Below are 19,999 nucleotides of genomic sequence, written 5' to 3' on the forward strand. Positions count from 1 at the left end.
ATGATAGCGCGCGCTTCTGTTGTCTTTTTTGGACGCATTTTGGAAACGTGAGTGTCGAGTAGCCTACCACGCGTTATTATAGTGAAAAATGAAGCCATCTCTTAGCATGGTCGAGTCTTTAAAAAAAGTGGCCATTAAGTTAAGAGTGGGTATGGCTACACTAAATTTAAATATCAGGTTTTATATCATAAAATTGTAAGCGTTCGCCGTTAAAAGCTGCTCGCAACAAAGGCTCTAAAGATTCGCTCTCAATGTACGGAATATTTCAGTCAGGGTTTTGATGAGCTAACAGCAAGGCAGCCCTTAGACCTATCCTCATCATACCTAGTGCTTGGGGTGTCTTCAGAGGTGTTGCTCTCCCCCTTCGTAGCTTGAAAGTTGGAAAGTGATGCCGACCGCCCGCACATCTTTTGCTAGTAATAGGATTAGGCAAACATATAGCAGGATCGTCTCTGTTGCCTCTTGCTCCCGCTAGTTAATCTTCACCAGGTATTTTTAATGAGAGGATTAACCCATGACAGTTTCAACTAACTTCGTATCAAAAGTTGTTTTATTAACCGGCGCCAGCAGCGGTATCGGCGAAGCCACTGCTCTCTGGCTTGCAGATCAAGGTCACCGTCTCATCATCGGCGCACGCCGTACCGACAGATTAAAAGCATTGGCCACGAGCATTCGTGCCAAAGGTGGCGTGGTGGATTATCGAACCCTGGATGTTACCGACCTGGACGACATGCAGGCATTCGCGGATTCTGCCGTCAATTTGCATGGGCGCGTTGATGTCATCATCAACAACGCTGGTGTAATGCCGCTCTCACCACTGGCCTCTCTTAAAATTGACGAGTGGAACCGTATGATCGACGTCAACATTCGTGGCGTCCTTAATGGTATTGCCGCCGTTCTACCCACCATGCAGTCACAGGAAGGTGGCCAAGTAATCAATGTATCTTCAATTGGCGGCTTCACGGTCGTCCCGACCGCTGCGGTCTACTGCGCCACTAAATATGCAGTGCGCGCTATTTCGGATGGGTTACGCCAGGAAACAGACAACATCCGCGTTACCTGCGTTTATCCCGGGGTGGTGGAATCAGAATTAGCCAACACCATCACAGACCCCGAAGCAGCTAAAGCGATGGTGGCTTATCGTCAGATTGCTCTTAAACCTGAAGCAATCGCTTCAGCGATAGCACACGTCATTAATCAGCCAGATGACGTGGATACCAGTGACATAGTGGTACGGCCTACAGCGAGTGTATGATCAGAGTACCTTTTAGCCGCCGTTCGCTCGGGCGGCTTTCGGTTCGTATCGGGCCGAGTCGGCAGCCGTGAAGACGGCTCAACCGAGCCGGCCTTCGCTACTCAGTACAGCCCCCTTCGGCAGTCAGCGAACGTTCGCGCCACCACGTTCGTGTATGGTCCCGAGTCGCCTAGCGTTTATGACTACTTTCAATAAGGCCGCTTCTGGGGCAAGTTTTCTAGCCATCACCACCGCCCATGTGCTTGATATCATCGAAGCCGTGCTGGGCAACGTTACAGAAGTCGATGCCAGAACGGAGCTCTTATGACGGGAGGTTAAACTGACCGATACCGGCGAAACCTCGGTTCGAGAGATTCCCGACCATGTCCACATCATCGCGAAAACAGCGCTCGGCGCCCCCGTTTCCGTTCAGGTGCTGGCCGGCGTTCCAGAAAACGAGGCGAATTTTGTAATGGAAATTCGCGGCTCGAAAGGCTCACTACAACTAAGAGGTAATCATATGGCCGGTGTCCAGGTTGGTGATCTGGCGCTATCGGCAAGTGTGGCGTTCGCGCCACCCGAAACACCGATAGCACTGGGTGCCGTCAATGCCTCTGCCCCCAGTGTGTGGGCAGGCGCCGCTATCAATGTAGGTGAAGTGTATGACAGCTTGGCCCGCGATATGGCGCAAGGTACCTTCAATACACCGGGCTTTGCGCACGCAGTTCATAATAGCCAGCTGGTAGCTGCGGTCGAACGTGCGGCGCAAACGGGCGAACGGCAGCGCAACCTCGGCTGATGAAGACGGGTGACGGCTACTTTGCCTCGCCAGCATTGACCGTCACTAACCGTAGAGCAAGCCTCCCAGAATGTGCAGCAGGACGAGCACTGCACAGTAGAATTTTCCCCTCCGGTGACGATATGCCATCGGGATAGGTCACCTCCCCCTGCTCCAATAGACAGGCGCACTCACCACAATTGCCACTGCGACATCCAAAGGCAGGTTGAAGCCCGGCTTTTTCAGCGGTTTCCAACAGGCTTTCGCCTGGCTGCCAATGGGCCACCACGTTTGAATAGGCAAAGCTGACTTCAACGGATTGTTCGGCGACTGGCACTGTATAGGTTGGCGTCAGCGCCGAAGGGCCAAACGCTTCGGTGTGTATCTGCTCAGGTAATAGGCCGATAGCCAACGCCTCTTGGTGGTAGCGCTGGACAAAGGCAGCGGGGCCACATAAGTACAACTGCACTTCTGAAAGGGGCTTATCAGCCAGTACCGACGCCAGCGAAACTCGACCTGAAAACCAGTCGTTAGCGGCAGCGGTTGACCCGGTAACGTGTCGCTGCAATCGTAGCCCTTTCGCGCCAAGGTCGTGTAGCTCCTCGCTAAAAGGCGCCTCGCTAGCAGCTCGCACGCTCTGAATTAACGTTACGGGGCCGCGGTCTGCGCCTGTTAACTCATGCGCTAAACTCAGTAGCGGCGTAATACCGATGCCACCGCCCAGCAGCACCCAATGAGCACGCTTTGAGCCGCTAGCATCTGCTGTAAAAGCCCCTTTCGGCAGGCTCACTGTCAGCGATGAGCCCACCTGTAGCACGCTGTGCAGGTAACGCGATCCCTCACCGTCAGCCTTCACGCTGATGCGATAATCGTCCTGCTGGCTATCACCAGAAAGGGTGTAGCTGCGCGTCAGTGAAGTACCATCCAAGCGCGGCACGCGCAGCGTAATGAACTGCCCCGCTTTAAAGGGAGCCAGCGTCTCACCCTTTAAATAGAAAGAGCGAATCTCAGACGTCTCCTGCACCACGGCGGTCACCTGGACAGGCTGCTGTGTAGAGGGAGCAAGTGCTTTCCATGGCCCATAGGGCGCTGCTTCAGGGGCCACCTTGCTGGCATGGCTACGCCAACTCATAGCCCCTGGGCGCCAAACGATATGACGGGGAGTTAAGCACCAATAGCGCTCAGCGCCTGGATAGTGTGCCCCAGCGGTCCCTTCATCCACCAGCCGCGCCTCACCGGAGAGATGCAGCAAATCGCCGCTGGCAAAATCTGGTATCACTAAAGCGGCGCGTCCGCTGGTCAGCACGTTGCCTAGCGTGTTGAAGAACCGATTGCCCGCAAAATCGGGCAGAATCAGATCACCTCCCTGGCGCCGAATAAACCCCGGTTGACCACCGCGATGAGAAGCGTCCACCTGAACGCCCTGGTCAGTATGCGCATAACTGCCTACGAAGGCTGTGATCGCCCGGTCGATATGCGCAAGTACTTCAGAGGGTAATTGGCTGAGGGATGAGTCGCGCATGGCGAGTACGGGGCCTGGCTGGGGGTGCACCGACCTCATCGCCGACCAGTCGTGAATGTACTGCGGGCAATTACCGAAGGCGTGCGCCACTTCCAACTGCCATTGGCCAGCTGATCCCCGCAATACACCGTTGACCCGGTTACGACGGCGTGTGTGCAGCTCGATGCCCAATAGGCCAATGCTGGTGCCGCTGCTGAATAGTGGTGTAAGAGGGTCATGCTCAGGCGGCGTTAACGTTAGCTCAAGGCGTGACTCGTTCGGCGCATCAACAAATCCCGGCGCGCCCTCCAGTAGCGTGACCCAAGGCCAACCGTCACCGTCCACCGCCGCCGCCACTACAAACGGCAGTTGAGGGAAGAAGTGCTGCAGTTGCGGCGTTAAAAAGGGGCGCATCACCTTGCGGCCTACCTCTGCCATCTGTTGTTCCACGCCGACCACGCGCTGCAAGGCAAGTTCGCCTTCATGCCACGGACGGCTGGTAATGTCTTTATTCACCCTCGACTCCTCGCGAGCAGTTCACCTGCACCGATTTGAAATGCTGCCACGGCTGGCCTAGCGCACCAGACCCACTTTGGTTACCCCCATAGACACAAAGCCTTCCAGCACCTCGATGCGCCTCAACCAATCGCGAATATACGGGTAGGGTTCCAGCGAGACATTTCCTTCTGGCGCGTGAGCGATGTAGCTGTAGAGCGAAATCTCCGCCAGGGTAGCCTGATCACCCGCCAGGAAAGGCTGATCCGCCAAGTGGGCATCCACAAGCGCGAATAGCGCATGCGCATCGTCAATCAGCGGTTCAGGGTCGAACGGGGCATTGAACACCGTGACCAAACGGGCCTTCATGGCGGAGTTTGCTAATGGCCCTGCCGCCACCGATAACCAGCGTTGCACCTGTGCTTGGATGAGCGGATCGTTCGGCAGCCAGCGACCAGTCCCATAGCGACGCTCCAGATAGACCAGGATGGCATTGGAATCCGCCAGGATAATCCCTTGGTCATCAAGCACCGGTACCTGCGCGAAGGCGTTCAGGTTTAGAAAAGGCGGCGCCTTATGCTCGCCTGCGGCAAGATCGACATCGATAAAGCTGGCAGGCAAACCGAGCAGCGAAAGCAGCAGCTCAATGCGGTGGCAGTGGCCAGAAAGAGCGTGGCGATAAACTTTGATAGCATTGGACATTGCTGGACTCCTTGAATGGGCGCTTTTAGCAGATGAGCGTCACCCGCTATTTAGCGACGTTACTCATCCTGCGCCAAACAAAGAGAGGCAAGAATAGCGATCAGGAACAACACAAAATTGCGCTAAATGAAACAATCACTCCGCCAACTGCGTCCGCAGCCAGGGGGTTGCAAGTTCAAGAAACGCCAAAACACTGGCAGGCGCTCGAATCCCCAGGGCGTAGGTAAGGGCCAGCGTGTCAGCCGAAGGCCATAGAGGTTCGGCAACGGGTTCGAGCAGCCCCTGCGCGCAGGCATGGCGCGCCTCTAGCGCGTAACACCATACGATGCCCGCACCCTCCATCGCCGCCCGCAGCGCAGCGGCACTTGCGCTAATGCTTAGCCGGGGTGCAAAGCGAAGGGATTGGCCCCCAGCCAGCGACCAAACCGGCGCCTGCCCTTCCCGTGGACAGTGAATAAGCGCATGGCGGGCCAAACTATTGAGGTTTTCAGGGCGCCCTGCCTTATTCAGATAATGGGGGCTGGCAAATAGGCCAATGCGCAAATCCCCCAGGGGCCTGGCGTAAACGGTCCCAGGTAGCGGCCCACGCATAAGGCGAAGATGCATGGGTGCCTCGCGCTCTATACGGCTGGGGTGTTCATCAGCCAGCAGGTAGATCTTCAGCACAGGATGCTGCTCTTGCAGCCGCAGCACCAACGGCAGTAGAAGTGGCTCTATCAACGCCTGGGGTGCCTGTAGACGTAACGTGCCCTTGAGCTCACGGTGCTCCTGGCGCGCACTGGCTTCCGCACCGGTGACTGCGTGGATCAGAGTGTCAGCGTATTCGCACAAACGCTCGCCCGCCGCCGTTAACGTGCTGCCTCTTGCGGAGGTCGTCACTAAAGCGACGCCTAAGCGCTGCTCCTGCGCGCGAAGCTGTCGATGGAGTTTGGGCGCTGAGAGGCTGCTCGCGTCAGCGGCCGCCTGCACGCTGCCGTGCTGGGCGATGGCAGATAGCGCGATTAAAGCCTCAACGCGCAGCGGCGATTCAGTGGGGAGCTCCATGGTCAGCCACGGTAGCCGAGCGCCGGATCGGCACGCAGCTGCTCGGCAAGAAAATCAACGAAGGTACGCACGCTGGCGGCGCGACCACGGCCCGCCGTTATCCAAATGTTAATAGGAATGGCGGCGGGCTCGAAGCGCGTTAAAACGCGCTGTACCCTGCCTTCGGCTTCACTGGCAGCCACCTGGTAAGAGAGCAGCCGGGTAAGCCCAGCGCCCGCCTCGACCGCGGTTAATGCAGCGTGAATAGCGCTGATGCGCAGCCGTGGCGATGGCGTCACCTCAATACGTTTGCCCTCATTGTCAAACCACCAATGGCCGCTCAAGTTACCGCCTTCCGCCACCACTGTGGGCAAAGCTTCCAGCTCCAGCGGGTGCGCTGGCTCGCCATGTTCGGTCAGCCACGCGGGGCTTGCGCAAACCACTTGTCGCACCTCACCCACCGGCACAGTCAAGTGTTGGCAATCCTCTGGCACATGGCCGATGCGTACCGCCACATCGATGCCCTCTTCCTGTAAATTGACCGGCCGATCAATCAGGTCGGCGCGAACCTGCACATCCGGATACTGTTCCAGGTAATCGACGATTTGCGGGGTAACGAAGTACTCGCCGAACAGCACCGGCGCGGTGACGTGCAACAACCCGCGTGGGGTGAGGTAGCTACCGGTCGCAGCAGCTTCGGCTTCGGAAAGCTGCGCAAGCACCTGCTGGGCATCCTCCAGATAGCGGCGCCCCGCTTCTGTTACGCGCACTTGCCGCGTGGTGCGCTGTAATAATGCAATGTCTAATCGCGCTTCAAGCGCTGCTACCGCCCTAGTCACCCGAGGGCGTGACAACTCAAGCTGCCGAGCAGCGACTGAAAAGCTTTCTAGCTGAGCCACCGCCGCAAACACGCGCATCTCTTCGAATCTATCCAAGACAGCTCCAGAGTCATGGGAAGGAGTAGCAAAAGGTATTGAGTCCTCAAATTCCGTACAATATTACTGTAGAGGCTATTTATTAAAAATGACTTTTCAAACCGAGGCGCCTGAACCGCAGCACAAATCGACCGCTTGTCCAGGCTATTACTTAATCACGGGGTGACGTCGCTTTCAGGCTACCCTCTTCGGGTGTTGCGCTGGCTTCAGTCCGCCCCCTTTTACCTACCATTTCAGGATGACGCGATTGTGGAGTTTTCCGGCTTGCATAAAATTTCTCTCCGCTTTTCAGCGATCTCAGTGCTGACTAGCTAGGCACTTGGTGCTCGGTGTAGGTAACGATCCAGTTATCGTCCCGCTCAAGGAGAGCATGGAGCGTTATGGGCACGCCGCGCGGCTGGATCACAAGCGGCTCATTGCTGCCGTTGATGGTATAGCCTTCCTGGCACACTACAGGGATAGGGTTATGGAATGACCCGTTGTCTCCCTGCTGCCCGTAGAGGTGAAAAGTGACAGGCAACACGCCGCGGAACCGCTCCGCCTGCTCGCTGTGCCGTAGGCTAATTTTGGTGGTGTTGCGAAACGGTTGTGCAAACTGTGGTGCACCGTTCATCTGAGTCGCTGATGCGCCGTAATTGCCTTCATCTTGACTACGTTCGCCACCCAAGCCTGGATACCACAAGCTGCCCTCATACATAAATGTAATCGGGAAATACTGCTTGGTTGTGGATCGGCCTTTCGTGTTCGTGCGCTTGGGCTCCATGCTGATCCAGTCGGACAGGTCGAGCGCGGTAGAAGACCCAAAGATGGTGCCGTGAGAATTAGTCCGAGTCTGGTTCATGTAGACCAGATCAGCAAACTCGCTGGCCTCAAAATAAACCGAGCCAAAGAAGCTGCCGCCAAAGGTGTTATCAGGATCAGACCCAAGAACCATATCAACGCCGCAAAATTGACCAGTATAGCCTTCTACGTTTGCACTCGACTGGCCAGTTAGCCAGCACCCAATACCGCTTCGCATCGCTGATACGTGGCCAATCTTAGCTTTAGCAGTATGCCCTCCGCTGTAGCAGCAGACACCACCGCCATACACAAGTTGGCTACTATCCAGTGTTTGCTCTGCATCAGGCACCATCGGATAAACACGAACAGCATTTGCCGCACGATCTACCCCAATAATTTTATAGGGCTCCCCTGCTGCTGAAATCCAGAAGGCGCGATACATCTGGTGCGCGTCACTTGGAATAATAGAACCAGGAGAAAGGGTAACTAGCGTCGACTGGTGAATAGTGTTGTGCTCGTTATTGCGATACGAGGCCACAGACACTGAATGGGTGCGCCGGTCTTTACCCGTAGCACCCATATCGGTTGTGGAAACATCCTCAACAGTGCACATGTTATTGTTGCCAGCACCAAAATAAACGCCCCAGCCGCTGCCTTCTTTAGCAGATAAATTACACAACTTAGCCCCTCGGCAGTCGTCAATACGAATGCCATTAACGCCCTGCCGCTTGCTCAACCACTGGTCGCCAAAACAATGAACGGCAATTTTTCCGGACCAGACGCTTCCTCGACAGCTTTTAAATGTCAGTACTTCATCCATCGCATCCAGTGCTTTGATGAAGAAGTTAACACTGTAAACATACCCGGCGCCTTCTATTTTCAAGGGGATAGAGCTACCAAAGCGGCCGCCCCCATAAATCTGATAACCCCGCGCAGATGGCTGAGCACAGAAGTCGAAAAACAATTGAAGCGCTTCACCGCTATCCTCATCTTCACCACCCTCGCCAGTACCAAAATGAAACGGCGTTACGGTCTGTCCCGGTTGTAATACCCAGTCACCGATACGCGGTCCATCTGTTCCAGGAGAGTGAATAAACGTGCCTCCGCCTTTGGTTGAACCTTCGTGATAGCCAATCAGCATCGCCATTTTCGCGCCACCAAGCTGGGCCAGTTCTTCCGCATTACTGGCAACGGCAATGCCTGTTTGTGGAGTGGGTCTGCTAGGAGGTTGCTGAAGGTCAGCCGCATTAACTTTTAGCGTTACGGGGATGTCGACGATGTTTTGCATAGGTACCTCTTACGCTTCTTCGGTTGACGTGATGCGGGTAAACCTAAGTTGGTTAACCCTTTTTCTAGCGGTATATCAATCAGCATATAAATACCGCTTGGTTGGTTCAGGCTTTCAAAACCTTGTTGTGCCTTCTCCTTATCCGTCCCCTTTGGCATGGTCGGGCATATCTCTTAATTGGCCTGTTTGTGTGTGTGAAAAAGCCATCTTTATTGGCGGCAAAAGCTACTGCGTGCTTAACCTTTTTCTTATTGATAAAGGGTAGATGAATAAAAGTACCTATACCCAACGCGTTTTCGGTTTGCCATCAAGCCAAATGATTCAGGACATCAATGCGCATTCCGTACATTGCTCTAGATACCGAAACTATTCACTTCCCACTGTCACTACTTACCCAACAATATGGATTCGAGAAGGCACCAGCTGCCAGCAGTATCAGCAACCTGGCTTTGATAAAATAAGCACTGCCCTTTTTAAGCTACGCTCATCGCTTCAGCAGCAGCCAAGCCGCACATCCCAGGGTCACTGCGATCAGTTAGCGATTCAGGCGGGTATAGAGCTACGAGACGAGACGCTATGCAGAAAACACTTGCGTCTCCAGTGAGCGCATCGGATCGAGATTGAGCAAACGGAATCCCGGTACGGCGCCAGCGGTTTTATGTACGGCTGGGATGGCGTTCCCAATAAACGGCTGCCGTATACGCTTCGATTTGGTCATGCCCGAGCGCAACAGCGACAAATTCACAAAAACCGAAACAGACAGTGAGCGAGCACAAGCACAAGCACAAGCACAAGCCACCAAGCATGGGGACAAGCCTGACGCCAATGGTGGTGCACCCTAGTGCTGGTTATCAAAGCCAAGCTTGAAGTGGTCGAGTCAGGCATTGCCGAGTTTAAAGTGGGGTTTTTAGCAACATTGTTCTGCTTAAGGGCAACACCGTCGATCGCTGGATACTGCCTCAGGTTCATAGCGCCTAGCAGGCGGATGAAATGCCCCCATTACTGTCAGCGCCGGGGGCTAAATGGAGGAACAACAATTGATCACTAGTTGCTCAGGTGAAAATAATCGGGCTGCTAACTATCGCTTATGGCCGGTCAATCTATCGACTGCCTTCCTTAGCCCTTTTTCCACAAGGTGCTGGTCATCATTGTCATCATTCTTCTCACCTGTGGGAGGCGAAACGTGTCTGAACAACTCTGCCCCGCAAGCATCACATTTGGGGGTTTCTTCTGTGTCCATTTTAACTTCGGGGTTGTATTCCTTACCGCAATTTTCGCACTTATCGACATGCTTCATGGCAGATCTCCTTTTGCCTAACCCAATGCTATTGAGCGGCAAGCTAAGCAATAGGTTCCATAAGCACAGAGTGAAATGGTGACGACGATTATCTACATCCATCGTGCAACGTGTTGGAAAATTTTAGGAGACTGCACAGCACCTGTGGGCAAGGCGCTGACCTGGAAGGTAAGTGGTTGGTGCTTTACCGAGATCTCGACAAGGGTCGCATCATCACCAATCTGCAGGAATGGGAAAGCCAGTGGTGGACGCTTGCCCTCGAAGACTGTCCCATCTGCACGAAGAAGTAAGCTTATTTATCGCCGAGCTACAGGGGGATCAGTATCTCATCTAAAGCTTTGCAATTTCTTATCCTGACGGCAACGAGAACATCCGAAGTTCTTAATGCAGAATGGCATGAGATTGATCTAGGCAAGAAGACATGGACGGTTCCTGCTGAAAGGATGAAAGCACGAAGGGAGCACAGGGTGCCTTTATCCACCCAAGCATTAGAGCTACTCTCTGTCTTTCCCGGATCCAGGGTAATCTATTTATCTTTCCAGGCGCTCGACATGGACGCCCTCTGTCAAATATGGCAATGCTTCAGCTTATGCGAGGCATGGAATATGGCGTTGGTGGAAAGCGGGGTAACTTCGTCCCTCATGGATTTCGCTCTAGCTTTAGAGACTGGTCGGGTGAAGTCTCCAGTTACCCTAGGGACGTAGCAGAAATGGCACTTGCTCACACTATCGAAAACAAAGTAGAAGCCGCCTATCGGCGTGGTGATCTCTTTGAAAAACGTCGGGAAATGATGCAGGACTGGGCAAACTATGTAAAACCATAAAGACTCAGCTGAAAATGACATTATCAGATGATTTATTTAATGGCACATAACAGCGTTTAACTGTCACTGCACAACAACGTTTTTGATATAAAACTCAACAAAACAAATACTTACTTAAAAAAGTCAAACTAAACCACGCAAAATATGTGACACTTGCAGGTTTGCCTGCTGCTGCGTAGCGCCACTTTTTAATAACATCCGTAGCCCTGACATTGAAAGCGTTAAGAAATATGCTGAGCTTTGAGGGTCGCGCTGAGCGGGAATGGAGCCTTCGACTTGCGCCTGTTCAATAACCGTTACAAAGAATGAAGTTATAGCCTGAACGCTTTGTGTAGCGGCCTCAGCTTCAGATGAGCCTTGGCTGCCAAGCTCAGTGGCAGAGTTAAAAATCAAGCAGCCCAAGGCGGCTTGCTCGCTTTCCGCCTGCTCGGCAGTGCGCATCAGAAGGCGTTCTATAAAACACCAAGCACTCTCTTCTTGTGCTAGTGAGGAAGTCAGTTGAGCCAGCAACTGTTCGCGATAGCGTGCAAGCGCCTTCGTAAAAAGCGTCTCTTTATTACCATAGAGATGGTAAAGACTACTGCGCGAAATGTTCATGGCCTCTAACAGATCACGCAGTGATGTATGGTGATATCCCGAACGCCAAAACGAATGCATGGCAGCGCTTAACGCCGCCTCTGGTTGATGCTGCATCGGTCTTCCAACGCTCATGTGTCTACCTCACTGCCTATCTAACTGATTAGCTGCCTAATGTACCATATTGACCGTACCGCTTACTGTACGCGCTTTTTATTCACCCATAAAAAAAGCCCGCATTGATCCGGCGGGCATAGCAGAAAAGGGCTTAATTAAGCAGCTCACGCACCTGTTTTATGCCTTCACGGGCGAGCTGCACCGGGCGGGAGTCACTGATGGTCCAGGCGGCCATGGAGCCATCGTACATGGCGATATTCTCAAACCCGGCCACTTCACTGAGTACGAACCAGTCGGTCGCTGCCCAATGCCCGGTATTGCAAAAGGCGATGGTACGCTCACGGCTATCGAGGTCGGCGTCATTGATGCGTGATTGCAAACCATCGACATCCAGGTAGTAAGCACCGTTTTGAACATTTAAGTGGCTTTGGTGCGGTAGGCTCCGTGCCCCTGGTATCGTTCCTGCCACTCGCGCAGCGGGTGATTTATTCTCACCAGAAAAATAGTCAGAGGGTCGTGCGTCTACCAACTGCGCCTGCTCTTCTCGTGCCGCCTCTACCTCTTCCGTACTTGCTACTAACTGCTCACGTAAAGACGCTTCGAAGTTTGTCGAATCAAAGGCATCAGGGTCGCCCGTAGCAACGTCATAGCCCTGCTGCTGCCAGCCTGCAAAGCCACCGTTCAAAATCGAAACGTCATCATGACCTAATACTTTCAAGGTCCAATAAATCCTTGCCGCGCTGCCAAAATCCGTCGGCCCTGTCCCTGCTGGCACGATCACCACGTCGCTGTCGTTGCTGATCCCCAGCCTACCGATCAGTGCTTCCAAGTCGTCGACCTCGGGCATTAATCCCGCCACGCTGTCACGGGTTTCACGCCATCCATCATCGGTGTAACTGGTATAGCGGCTGCCAGGAATGCGCGCTTCTCGGAAGCTATCTTCATCTCCGCCGTTATCGATAGAGGAACGTACGTCCAAAATCACCAGTGATGACTCCTCTTTGTGGGTATCCAACCACTGCGCATCCACAAGGGGCGTCATTTCCAACGCTTGAGCTTGGGCAACCACAGTGAAGACACCAACGGCACTGACAATGATGCGTTTCATGGGGACAACTCCTCTAATGGGAAGGAACGATTGGTACAATACTCTTATCATGCGCTATAAAGAGAGAAGCTGACAATAGAGTTTGGCTATATGGCACTCTCCAAGAGCACAGGAAAATAATCTACGTGACGCTGTAAGTATTTTGAAGACGGCCTCACTGAACATGAGAACAATGCATCAGGAGCACTGTTATGCCCCCTTCCACACTACGCTCGTCTGCGTCAGCTCCAACCTTCTGGCTGAGCGGTAAGCGCCATGTTGAGCAGGATCTTTTTTTCCGCCAGACGCTGCAAGCCAAGGGGTGGAAAGAGGGAAATGAACAGGACTGGCAGGCGGCCTGGGTCACCGGCATGCCGCCCAGGGCAGCGTTCAAGACGACGTCTGCCAGCCGTGTGATGAACCACATTCCCGGCAACGCCGCGCTCACGGTCAAAAGCCGCCTGCATGCGGGATTGAGGGCGCTGCGCGAACGCACCCGGCGCCACTACGGTCAGGCGCATCCCAACACGAAGCGGCTGAATTTCTTCCCCCGCGCCTATGAAATGCCCCACGACTATCCGGCGCTGGTCGAGGACGCCGCCACGCATCCCGAAAAGCGCTGGATTTTAAAGCCGACCAATGCGTCCAAGGGACAAGGGGTTCAGGTGTTGCGCGACCCGACCACCGCGCCGCTAGCACCAAACTGGCTGGTGCAAGAGTATGTTGCCAACCCGCACACCATCCGCGGCCACAAGTACGTGCTGCGCCTTTATATGCTGATTGCCAGCATTGACCCACTACGCGTGTATCTCTACGACCAGGGCTTTGCCAAGCTGGCCTCGGCGCCGTGGAGCCCGGATGACATCGACAACCCCTTTAGCCAGTTGACCAACCCCGACATCAACGCGCTCAACCTGGACGCCGAGATTCCGGTGGAGTTTATCGACCTTGACCGCTATCGCCACTGGCTTCGCGAGCAGGGCCACGACGACCAGGCGCTGTTTAGCCAGCTTCAGGATCTGGCCACGCTATCCGCGCTCTCCGGCGTCGATGCGATGCGCGCCCGCTCCCAGGAAGACGGCGCCGACCCGCGGGGCTGCTACGAGTTAATCGGCCTGGACTGCCTGGTCGACGACCAGCTCAAGCCCTGGATTCTGGAGTGCAACCTGAGCCCTTCGCTGGGCACCTGCGCCAAGCCCGAGCACGGCGGCGTAGTCGAAGAGGCCGTCAAAACCGGGCTGGTCCAGGACATGATTGCCCTGACAGGGCTTGATCAGCCGCCCCACGACGCGACGACCTTCGATGCCGCGGCGCTGTTGGCCGAGCGTGAACGGGCAGGTGGGTTTGTACCGCTCTACCCGACCCTGGATGCCAATCGCTACCTACCCTTTGTCGGGCTACCCAGCCTTGCCGATTACCGTTTGGCGTCCGAGCTCGCCCCGCTGAGCCTCTCGTTCCACGGCCACGATGTCAGCGAGCTAATCGACGGCGAGTGGCTGGCGCTTTACCACCACCCCAGCGGGCGCTACTTCCAGCTTAACGACAGCGCGGCGCTGATCTGGCTGCTAGCCGGCGAAGGCGCGCCGATCGAGAGCGTGATCGAGCAGCTCCAGGCAGCAAGCGGCGGGCAGGTCGATGCTGCCACACTTGCCAGCGATCTGTGGGCGACGTTATCGCTATGGTGGAAGCACGGCCTGCTGGCACCTGGGGATAGCGATATTTCAGCGCCCATCACGGCGTCCCCCGCTCGCGAGCACCCTGCTACCTGGCGCAGCACGCTGTTCTTCGATCAGCGCCGCTGGTCGATCAGCGCGCCCCAGGGGCCCGTGGCAACACGCATTGCCGATACACTGGCGCCACTACTGAAGGCTGGTAAACAAGCCCCCGATGCGTCGCTGCACATACTGGAAAGTGCCAACGGCTATTGCCTGACTAACGACAGCCGGGTGATTCGCTCGCGCCTGCACCTCGACGACATCGTCCCCGCCATCACCCAGCACTGCCTATCCCACGCCACTGGTGACGGGCAGCTGGTGCTCGACATCGTCCTGCTGAGTCGGCCGGAGGGTCATATCGTCTGCGTTGTGCCCGCACAGGAGCCTGCCCAGGCGATAGACACACTGAAGTCGGTGGCGGCGCAGCACGGACTTGCCCTGACGCGCGGGGCACGCTTTTCATTGGCCGCGCCGGACACCATTGAGCCGCTTAATGTACCGTTTGAGAATGCCGGGTTCTTGTTTCAGGAACGCGGCCCTTGCGTTGGACTTTTATGGCTTGAGGCAGCCCCGAGCGACCGCCAGGAGGCACCGTCGTCGCTTGAATGGCTCGGCGCCCTGCTGCCCCTAGCCTTGGAAACAGCAGAACACCAACAAGGATTAAGCCCTGACGCCTTAACCGCGCTGCAGCACATGGTCCAGCTCGCGCGCTGCGCCCGGCTGGTCACGACGCAGGTCGAGGCCGTTACCCAGTGGCTTAGCCAGACACCGCTTTTAACCTCTTCCCAAGCCGCGGTTTAGCGGCAGGAAGGCGCGCCATTTGGCGCATTTGCTTGTGACACTATAAGGAGAAACACCATGTCTCAACACGAAGCTAAACGTCGTTTACTGAGCCGTCTAAGCCGCCAGTTCGGCTATACCGCACCTGCCCTCGCCCTGGTGGCAAGCGGTCTTGCTTTCCAAGCCCAGGCAGACGAGCCCAACACAGGATTCACGCCGATGCAGGAAGCGCCCATGATGCTGGCCGAAGGCGGTGCCGAAGGTGAGGAAGAAGAGATGGAAGGTGAAGGTGAAGGTGAAGGTGAAGGCGGTGCCGAAGCCGGTTAACGATTTACAGCACGCGTAATTTGCTGTGTTGTGCTGAGCTGGTGATGTCGCCAGCTCAGCGTATCAGGAGCTTCGTTATGTCCGTTAACTCATTGTCCGCAGCTGAACCATACGCCACGAGTAAGGAGCTGGTGGATGAAAACATCTATCCACTTAATCAGCTCAGCGATTTACTCCTACTAATGCCTTGCACATTATATCAACAGCTGTTTGAAACCCAGTCAGTGGGTAAGCATGTACGCCATGTACTAGAGCATTATCAAACGCTACTGGCTGGCCTCAAAGACAGCGTCCAAAAAAATACTATCGATTATGAACAGCGTGATCGGCAGGCAGCGCTAGAAGAAGACCCCAGCGTTGCGGCACAAGCCGTTGACAAGCTTCGGACTGAACTACAAGCGCTGAGCCACCAATCTACCGATAAACCCATAATGCTTAACTACCCAATTGAGCCACCGGGTAATAGCCTTACGCTACCATCTAGTCTAGGTCGTGAGCTGGTGTTTCTAATGAGCCATACCGTACACCATATGGCGCTTATCCGGCTGTTATGCGAATCAATGAATATGGCCTTATCAAGCGATTTTGGTGTACATCCCTCCACGCAGCGCTTTTGGCAGAAAAGCATACGTTAAGTCGTTCTTTTATAAGGAAGAGCTAGCAATGGACCCATTTATCAAACAATCCCGCTATTTCCTTACAGTGTTGATGGTGGCAGGGGCCAGTGGATCGTTTATCACCCAAGCATCCGCGAATGAGCCGATTGATTGGCCAGAAGAGGGTTGGACAGTCATTGCTTCAGAGAAAAACTACGCGACGCTACTCGATGATCTACACCAGGCTGTTTCTGATGCTGGGATGGTAGTTGTTACAGAAGCTGGTCCAACCGAGGCCGCTGCACAGCGCGGCGAAACCATTCCAGGTAATCGAGTCGTCGGGGTATTTCGTAACGACTTTGCGGTAGATATCATCCGTGAAAGCGTACCGGCAATGATTGAAGCACCACTGCGGTTCTACGTTACTGAAGATTCAGCCGACAGCGCGACACTGTCATGGAAAATACCTAGCTATGTATTTGCTCCTTATATCAACCAGAGCACGCCTAAATTAGACGATACCGCTCAGACGTTAGATGCCTTATTTCAACAAATAGGCGATAGCGCTGTGTCTCCTTAATGTAGCCGCGCGTATACCCCCTTAACAGTCGGTGTGGCTCGCTTGGTTGATGTGGTCTCCCTCGATTTTAGTCAGCATAAAATAATTTGAGGTTGGCGTTTCAACTTCTCCAGACGTCCTACCGTTAAGTAAATAACACCATTCGAATGGTTATATTTGGAGACGATGAGATGGCTACAAGAGAAGTAGATGTTGCGATTATAGGTGCCGGTACAGCGGGTCTCACCGCCTATAACGCCGCGCGCAAACATACCGATAATCTAGTGTTAATCGAAGGCAACCACTACGGTACAACGTGCGCCCGGGTAGGCTGCATGCCCAGCAAATTGCTGATCGCAGCGGCGGAAAGTGCCCATGATGCAGCAAATGCAGAACTGTTTGGGATTCAGGTAGAGAATATCGTGGTCAATGGCGAGAAAGTCCTTGAACGCGTACGCAAGGAAAGGAATAAATTTGTCGGGTCGGTGCTGGCATCAATCGACGCTATCCCCTCCGCTCACAAGCTGGTAGGTAGTGCCCGCTTCGTGGCACCGGGCAAGCTGTCGGTCGGTGAAGGAACTGAAATAAAGGCGGGTCGAATCGTGATTGCCACCGGGTCGAGTCCTACTATTCCCGATATGTTTCAGGGGTTGGGCAAACGGCTGCTGGTGAATGATAGCCTATTCGAATTGCCTGATCTGCCTGAATCGGTGGCAGTGTTTGGAACCGGCATAGTCGGCTTGGAATTGGGACAGGCACTGAGTCGCCTAGGTGTTCGCGTGCGCATGTTTGGTCGAAGTGGTTCTCTTGGCGGCTTAGCTGACAAGGAAATACGCGATTATGCCGAACAATGTTTTAACGAGGAGTTCTATCTAGACACTCGCTCAGAGGTAACCGATGTTTCCTCAGTTGAGGAAGGAGTTTCCATTAGCTTTGTTCATCGCGACAAGGGCGCACTGACGGAGCTATTTGACTATATCCTGGTGGCGACAGGCCGTTCGCCTAATCTTAAGGAACTGGCTCTTCACAACAGCGGGCTAGTTCTTGATGACAACGGCGTCCCGCTAAACGAATCATCGACACTCCAGTGCGGAAACAGCCCGGTTTTCTTGGTAGGTGACGCCAATCAACAGGCACCCGTTCTTCACGAAGCGGCTCATGAAGGCCGAATCGCCGGGGACAATGCGGGCCGTTACCCAAACGTGATCCCTGCTGAAAGGAAGGCGCCCTTTTCCGTGGTGTTCTGCAGCCCGCAGATAACCAGCGTGGGCCTCGGCGTTGGCCGCATGCCGGCAGCCGAACGCGAGAACTATATCGTGGGCAAAAGCACGTTTGAAGATCAGGGGCGTAGCAAGGTGTTAGGAAAAAACCGTGGAATGTTAAAAGTGTATGCAGAACGCAGTAGCGGTTTTTTTGTGGGCGCCGAGATGTTTGGCCCCGCCGCTGAACATATTGGCCACCTCTTGGCCTGGGCCGCGCAGCAACGCATGACCATCTCCACAATGCTGGCGATGCCGTTCTACCACCCGGTCATTGAGGAAGGGGTGCGTACGGCACTTAGAGACGCGCACGGAAAAATGAACAAGGCCGACACCGACATCGATCCCTGCTTGGAATGCGGGCCAGGTACTTAATCTTTCGACGAATAGCAACGGATCGACTATAGCTACTGTACGTGAACCGGAATCTTCCACGTATTGAGGTGTCCACTCAATGCCCCTTTTACAAACAATCTGTTAGGGGCCACACGTTAAAAGGAGTTATATGATGTCAGCACACGCTAAAATTGACGCAACCTTTCCGGCTATTGATTTAAAGACCGTTACTGGTGAGACGGTGACGCTAGGACAGCCACCGCAGGGCCAATGGCAAATGCTGGTTATGTACCGGGGTCTTCACTGCCCCATCTGCAAAAAATACCTCGGCCAGATTAATGATATGAAAGCCGACTTCAATAATAGGAATGTGCAGATCGTTGCGGTCTCCACCGACCCTGAGGAAAAAGCCAAACAATTTGCCGATGAAGTAGGCTTAAATTTCGACGTCGCGTACGGCCTTGGTATCGATCAGGCGCGTGACTTAGGCCTATATATCTCTACCCCCTTGGATAGTACAGAAACCGATCAACCTTTTGCCGAACCGGGGCTGTTTTTCATTCGCCCGGATGGCGGACTACATTTTGCGGAAATCTCTAGCGCGCCTTTCTGCCGTCCCGATTTGGAAATGATCAAGATGGGTATTTCGATTATCCAGGACAAGAATTACCCGCCTCGCGGCATCGGCTAAAACTTTTTATTTAAGCGTTACCGCCACGATGCAAACCATCCAGGTCGATTTCGAAAGTAATAAATTGTTAAAACAATCTTTTGCCTAATCTATTTCCATGCAGACTTAAACCCAGCTCCGGCCGAGCGGCCGGAGCTTAAATATCTCACGTTAGGCTGGCTGTTTGCCCCCTTGGGAGCGTTTGGTGTGCCGCGCCGAGTGCCAATAAGCCATTGCTGTGTGCCGATGTTCACCGGAGCCGTTGAACTCCAAGATCCACTGCATCGACCAAGCTAGTAACCTGCCCATCAGGGTTACCCATTAAGGGATGGTAGAACGACTCTTGGCGTTGAATCCAAATGCCATGAAAACCGGCTTGAATCGCGCCGTGAACATCCCAGGCATGGGCAGCTACCAGCAGAGCATTCGCAGGTGCGCATGAGTGTTTCAATGCAGCCAGACGGTAAAGCTCTGTTTGCGGCTTCCAGATGCTGAAATCCTCCACCGATACAATATCGTCAACCAGATGCTCTATGCCGTTGTCGCGTACCAGCTTCTCTGTATTAGCGCGGGAGCCATTAGTGAGCAGGACGGCTTGGCACTCTGAGTTCTTCGCCCTTTCAAGCGCGGGTTTGACATCTTTATGGGCAGGGAGCTGGGAGAAAACGCCCAAGATATCTTTCAACGCGGTTTCATCGGCCTCGCGTCCAAGGCTGTGCAGCAGGACCGTTAGTGTCCCTTTGGCAATGTCTGGAAAGGGGTGAAAGACGCCGCTGGCCGAGAGAGCGAAAGCATCTCTCAGCAACTGTGCGAAAAATAGTCGAGCCGTACCGGCGGGCAGGTTTAACTCAGTCAGCTTATCTTCCAGCGGAGCCAGAGAAAAAACCGTTTCAACAACATCAAAAAAAATGATGCGTGGCTCTGCTTTTAAAGTTTTTTGGATCATTTAGGCACACCTATATTTATCATGATTACGAAGCCATGTTACGGCAGATTGGCGGCAAAACCAGGGTAATCAATTTAACCGAGCTCACCACTCCTTTAGGAAATTTCGTCAGCAAGTAAAGCAATGTTATCAAAACGATCAGTGCGGTTTTCAATGCCCGTGACCATAGCGGGAA

19 protein-coding genes and 1 pseudogene are annotated in these 19,999 nt (G+C 54.2%); 11 read left to right on the plus strand and 9 right to left on the minus strand.

Annotated elements, in window-relative coordinates:
* The first annotated feature begins 514 nt into the window (after positions 1-514).
* From ACUN8H_RS15390 to ACUN8H_RS15405, 4 genes and pseudogenes are all read left to right on the plus strand, one after another.
* Positions 515-1,255, plus strand: coding sequence for an SDR family oxidoreductase (locus ACUN8H_RS15390; RefSeq protein WP_445532941.1), 741 nt, complete (start codon positions 515-517; stop codon positions 1,253-1,255).
* Between the two features lie 178 nt (positions 1,256-1,433).
* On the plus strand, positions 1,434-1,562 hold the full coding sequence (locus ACUN8H_RS15395) for a hypothetical protein (RefSeq protein WP_445532942.1): 129 nt from the start codon (positions 1,434-1,436) through the stop codon (positions 1,560-1,562).
* Positions 1,563-1,574: 12 nt separating this feature from the next.
* A pseudogene (locus tag ACUN8H_RS15400) lies at positions 1,575-1,736 on the plus strand (hypothetical protein); the annotation flags it as partial.
* Positions 1,737-1,754: 18 nt separating this feature from the next.
* Positions 1,755-2,033, plus strand: coding sequence for a hypothetical protein (locus ACUN8H_RS15405; protein ID WP_445532943.1), 279 nt, complete (start codon positions 1,755-1,757; stop codon positions 2,031-2,033).
* A gap of 16 nt (positions 2,034-2,049) precedes the next feature.
* On the opposite strand, the gene ACUN8H_RS15410 is transcribed toward ACUN8H_RS15405, so the two are convergent.
* The 6 genes from ACUN8H_RS15410 to ACUN8H_RS15435 form a co-directional block, all read right to left on the minus strand.
* Positions 2,050-4,029, minus strand: coding sequence for a 2Fe-2S iron-sulfur cluster-binding protein (locus tag ACUN8H_RS15410; protein WP_445532944.1), 1,980 nt, complete (start codon positions 4,027-4,029; stop codon positions 2,050-2,052).
* A gap of 57 nt (positions 4,030-4,086) precedes the next feature.
* Positions 4,087-4,710: a glutathione S-transferase N-terminal domain-containing protein gene (locus ACUN8H_RS15415; RefSeq protein ID WP_445532945.1), complete on the minus strand. Its 624-nt coding sequence runs from the start codon at positions 4,708-4,710 to the stop codon at positions 4,087-4,089.
* A 135-nt stretch (positions 4,711-4,845) separates the two neighbouring features.
* Positions 4,846-5,754: a LysR substrate-binding domain-containing protein gene (locus tag ACUN8H_RS15420; protein WP_445532946.1), complete on the minus strand. Its 909-nt coding sequence runs from the start codon at positions 5,752-5,754 to the stop codon at positions 4,846-4,848.
* 2 nt (positions 5,755-5,756) lie between these two features.
* The gene (locus tag ACUN8H_RS15425; protein WP_445532947.1) at positions 5,757-6,668 is read right to left on the minus strand and encodes a LysR substrate-binding domain-containing protein; all 912 of its coding nucleotides are present in this window, start codon (positions 6,666-6,668) and stop codon (positions 5,757-5,759) included.
* A gap of 307 nt (positions 6,669-6,975) precedes the next feature.
* Entirely contained in the window at positions 6,976-8,736 is a 1,761-nt protein-coding gene (locus ACUN8H_RS15430) for a hypothetical protein (protein WP_445532948.1), read from the minus strand.
* A gap of 1,078 nt (positions 8,737-9,814) precedes the next feature.
* Positions 9,815-10,033 (minus strand): hypothetical protein, encoded by a 219-nt coding sequence (locus tag ACUN8H_RS15435; RefSeq protein ID WP_445532949.1) that lies wholly within the window; start codon positions 10,031-10,033, stop codon positions 9,815-9,817.
* 338 nt (positions 10,034-10,371) lie between these two features.
* On the opposite strand from ACUN8H_RS15435, the gene ACUN8H_RS15440 reads away from it, so the two are divergent.
* Complete coding sequence (locus tag ACUN8H_RS15440) at positions 10,372-10,737, plus strand: tyrosine-type recombinase/integrase (RefSeq protein ID WP_445532950.1); 366 nt, start codon at positions 10,372-10,374, stop codon at positions 10,735-10,737.
* Between the two features lie 242 nt (positions 10,738-10,979).
* Here ACUN8H_RS15440 and ACUN8H_RS15445 read toward each other — a convergent pair whose 3' ends face one another.
* Both ACUN8H_RS15445 and ACUN8H_RS15450 read right to left on the minus strand, forming a co-directional pair.
* Entirely contained in the window at positions 10,980-11,567 is a 588-nt protein-coding gene (locus ACUN8H_RS15445; protein ID WP_445532951.1) for a TetR/AcrR family transcriptional regulator, read from the minus strand.
* A 133-nt stretch (positions 11,568-11,700) separates the two neighbouring features.
* On the minus strand, positions 11,701-12,657 hold the full coding sequence (locus tag ACUN8H_RS15450) for a sulfurtransferase (protein WP_445532952.1): 957 nt from the start codon (positions 12,655-12,657) through the stop codon (positions 11,701-11,703).
* A 191-nt stretch (positions 12,658-12,848) separates the two neighbouring features.
* On the opposite strand from ACUN8H_RS15450, the gene ACUN8H_RS15455 reads away from it, so the two are divergent.
* The 6 genes from ACUN8H_RS15455 to ACUN8H_RS15480 all read left to right on the plus strand — a co-directional run bounded on the left by ACUN8H_RS15455 (position 12,849) and on the right by ACUN8H_RS15480 (position 18,899).
* Positions 12,849-15,152 (plus strand): PqqD family peptide modification chaperone, encoded by a 2,304-nt coding sequence (locus ACUN8H_RS15455; protein ID WP_445532953.1) that lies wholly within the window; start codon positions 12,849-12,851, stop codon positions 15,150-15,152.
* Positions 15,153-15,209: 57 nt separating this feature from the next.
* Positions 15,210-15,458, plus strand: coding sequence for a hypothetical protein (locus ACUN8H_RS15460; RefSeq protein ID WP_445532954.1), 249 nt, complete (start codon positions 15,210-15,212; stop codon positions 15,456-15,458).
* 77 nt (positions 15,459-15,535) lie between these two features.
* A complete protein-coding gene (locus ACUN8H_RS15465) occupies positions 15,536-16,093 on the plus strand; it encodes a DinB family protein (protein ID WP_445532955.1) in 558 nt (185 codons plus the stop codon).
* A gap of 28 nt (positions 16,094-16,121) precedes the next feature.
* Entirely contained in the window at positions 16,122-16,634 is a 513-nt protein-coding gene (locus ACUN8H_RS15470; protein ID WP_445532956.1) for a hypothetical protein, read from the plus strand.
* 170 nt (positions 16,635-16,804) lie between these two features.
* Positions 16,805-18,247 carry a dihydrolipoyl dehydrogenase gene (locus tag ACUN8H_RS15475; RefSeq protein ID WP_445532957.1) on the plus strand — a complete coding sequence of 481 codons (1,443 nt, stop codon included), beginning with the start codon at positions 16,805-16,807 and terminating at the stop codon, positions 18,245-18,247.
* 133 nt (positions 18,248-18,380) lie between these two features.
* A complete protein-coding gene (locus tag ACUN8H_RS15480; RefSeq protein ID WP_445532958.1) occupies positions 18,381-18,899 on the plus strand; it encodes a peroxiredoxin-like family protein in 519 nt (172 codons plus the stop codon).
* Positions 18,900-19,128: 229 nt separating this feature from the next.
* Here ACUN8H_RS15480 and ACUN8H_RS15485 read toward each other — a convergent pair whose 3' ends face one another.
* Positions 19,129-19,824, minus strand: coding sequence for a haloacid dehalogenase type II (locus tag ACUN8H_RS15485; RefSeq protein WP_445532959.1), 696 nt, complete (start codon positions 19,822-19,824; stop codon positions 19,129-19,131).
* Between the last annotated feature and the right edge of the window lie 175 nt (positions 19,825-19,999).

The sequence above is a fragment of the Vreelandella sp. V005 genome (assembly GCF_052645115.1).

Coding starts and splice junctions, on each gene's coding strand:
- ACUN8H_RS15465 (WP_445532955.1), top strand. CDS start 15,536: ATGTCCGTTAACTCATTGTCCGCAGCTGAACCATACGCCACGAGTAAG.
- ACUN8H_RS15390 (WP_445532941.1), top strand. CDS start 515: ATGACAGTTTCAACTAACTTCGTATCAAAAGTTGTTTTATTAACCGGC.
- ACUN8H_RS15395 (WP_445532942.1), top strand. CDS start 1,434: ATGACTACTTTCAATAAGGCCGCTTCTGGGGCAAGTTTTCTAGCCATC.
- ACUN8H_RS15480 (WP_445532958.1), top strand. CDS start 18,381: ATGTCAGCACACGCTAAAATTGACGCAACCTTTCCGGCTATTGATTTA.
- ACUN8H_RS15470 (WP_445532956.1), top strand. CDS start 16,122: ATGGACCCATTTATCAAACAATCCCGCTATTTCCTTACAGTGTTGATG.
- ACUN8H_RS15430 (WP_445532948.1), bottom strand. CDS start 8,736: ATGCAAAACATCGTCGACATCCCCGTAACGCTAAAAGTTAATGCGGCT.
- ACUN8H_RS15420 (WP_445532946.1), bottom strand. CDS start 5,754: ATGGAGCTCCCCACTGAATCGCCGCTGCGCGTTGAGGCTTTAATCGCG.
- ACUN8H_RS15435 (WP_445532949.1), bottom strand. CDS start 10,033: ATGAAGCATGTCGATAAGTGCGAAAATTGCGGTAAGGAATACAACCCC.
- ACUN8H_RS15445 (WP_445532951.1), bottom strand. CDS start 11,567: ATGAGCGTTGGAAGACCGATGCAGCATCAACCAGAGGCGGCGTTAAGC.
- ACUN8H_RS15455 (WP_445532953.1), top strand. CDS start 12,849: ATGCCCCCTTCCACACTACGCTCGTCTGCGTCAGCTCCAACCTTCTGG.
- ACUN8H_RS15485 (WP_445532959.1), bottom strand. CDS start 19,824: ATGATCCAAAAAACTTTAAAAGCAGAGCCACGCATCATTTTTTTTGAT.
- ACUN8H_RS15460 (WP_445532954.1), top strand. CDS start 15,210: ATGTCTCAACACGAAGCTAAACGTCGTTTACTGAGCCGTCTAAGCCGC.
- ACUN8H_RS15450 (WP_445532952.1), bottom strand. CDS start 12,657: ATGAAACGCATCATTGTCAGTGCCGTTGGTGTCTTCACTGTGGTTGCC.
- ACUN8H_RS15405 (WP_445532943.1), top strand. CDS start 1,755: ATGGCCGGTGTCCAGGTTGGTGATCTGGCGCTATCGGCAAGTGTGGCG.
- ACUN8H_RS15415 (WP_445532945.1), bottom strand. CDS start 4,710: ATGTCCAATGCTATCAAAGTTTATCGCCACGCTCTTTCTGGCCACTGC.
- ACUN8H_RS15475 (WP_445532957.1), top strand. CDS start 16,805: ATGGCTACAAGAGAAGTAGATGTTGCGATTATAGGTGCCGGTACAGCG.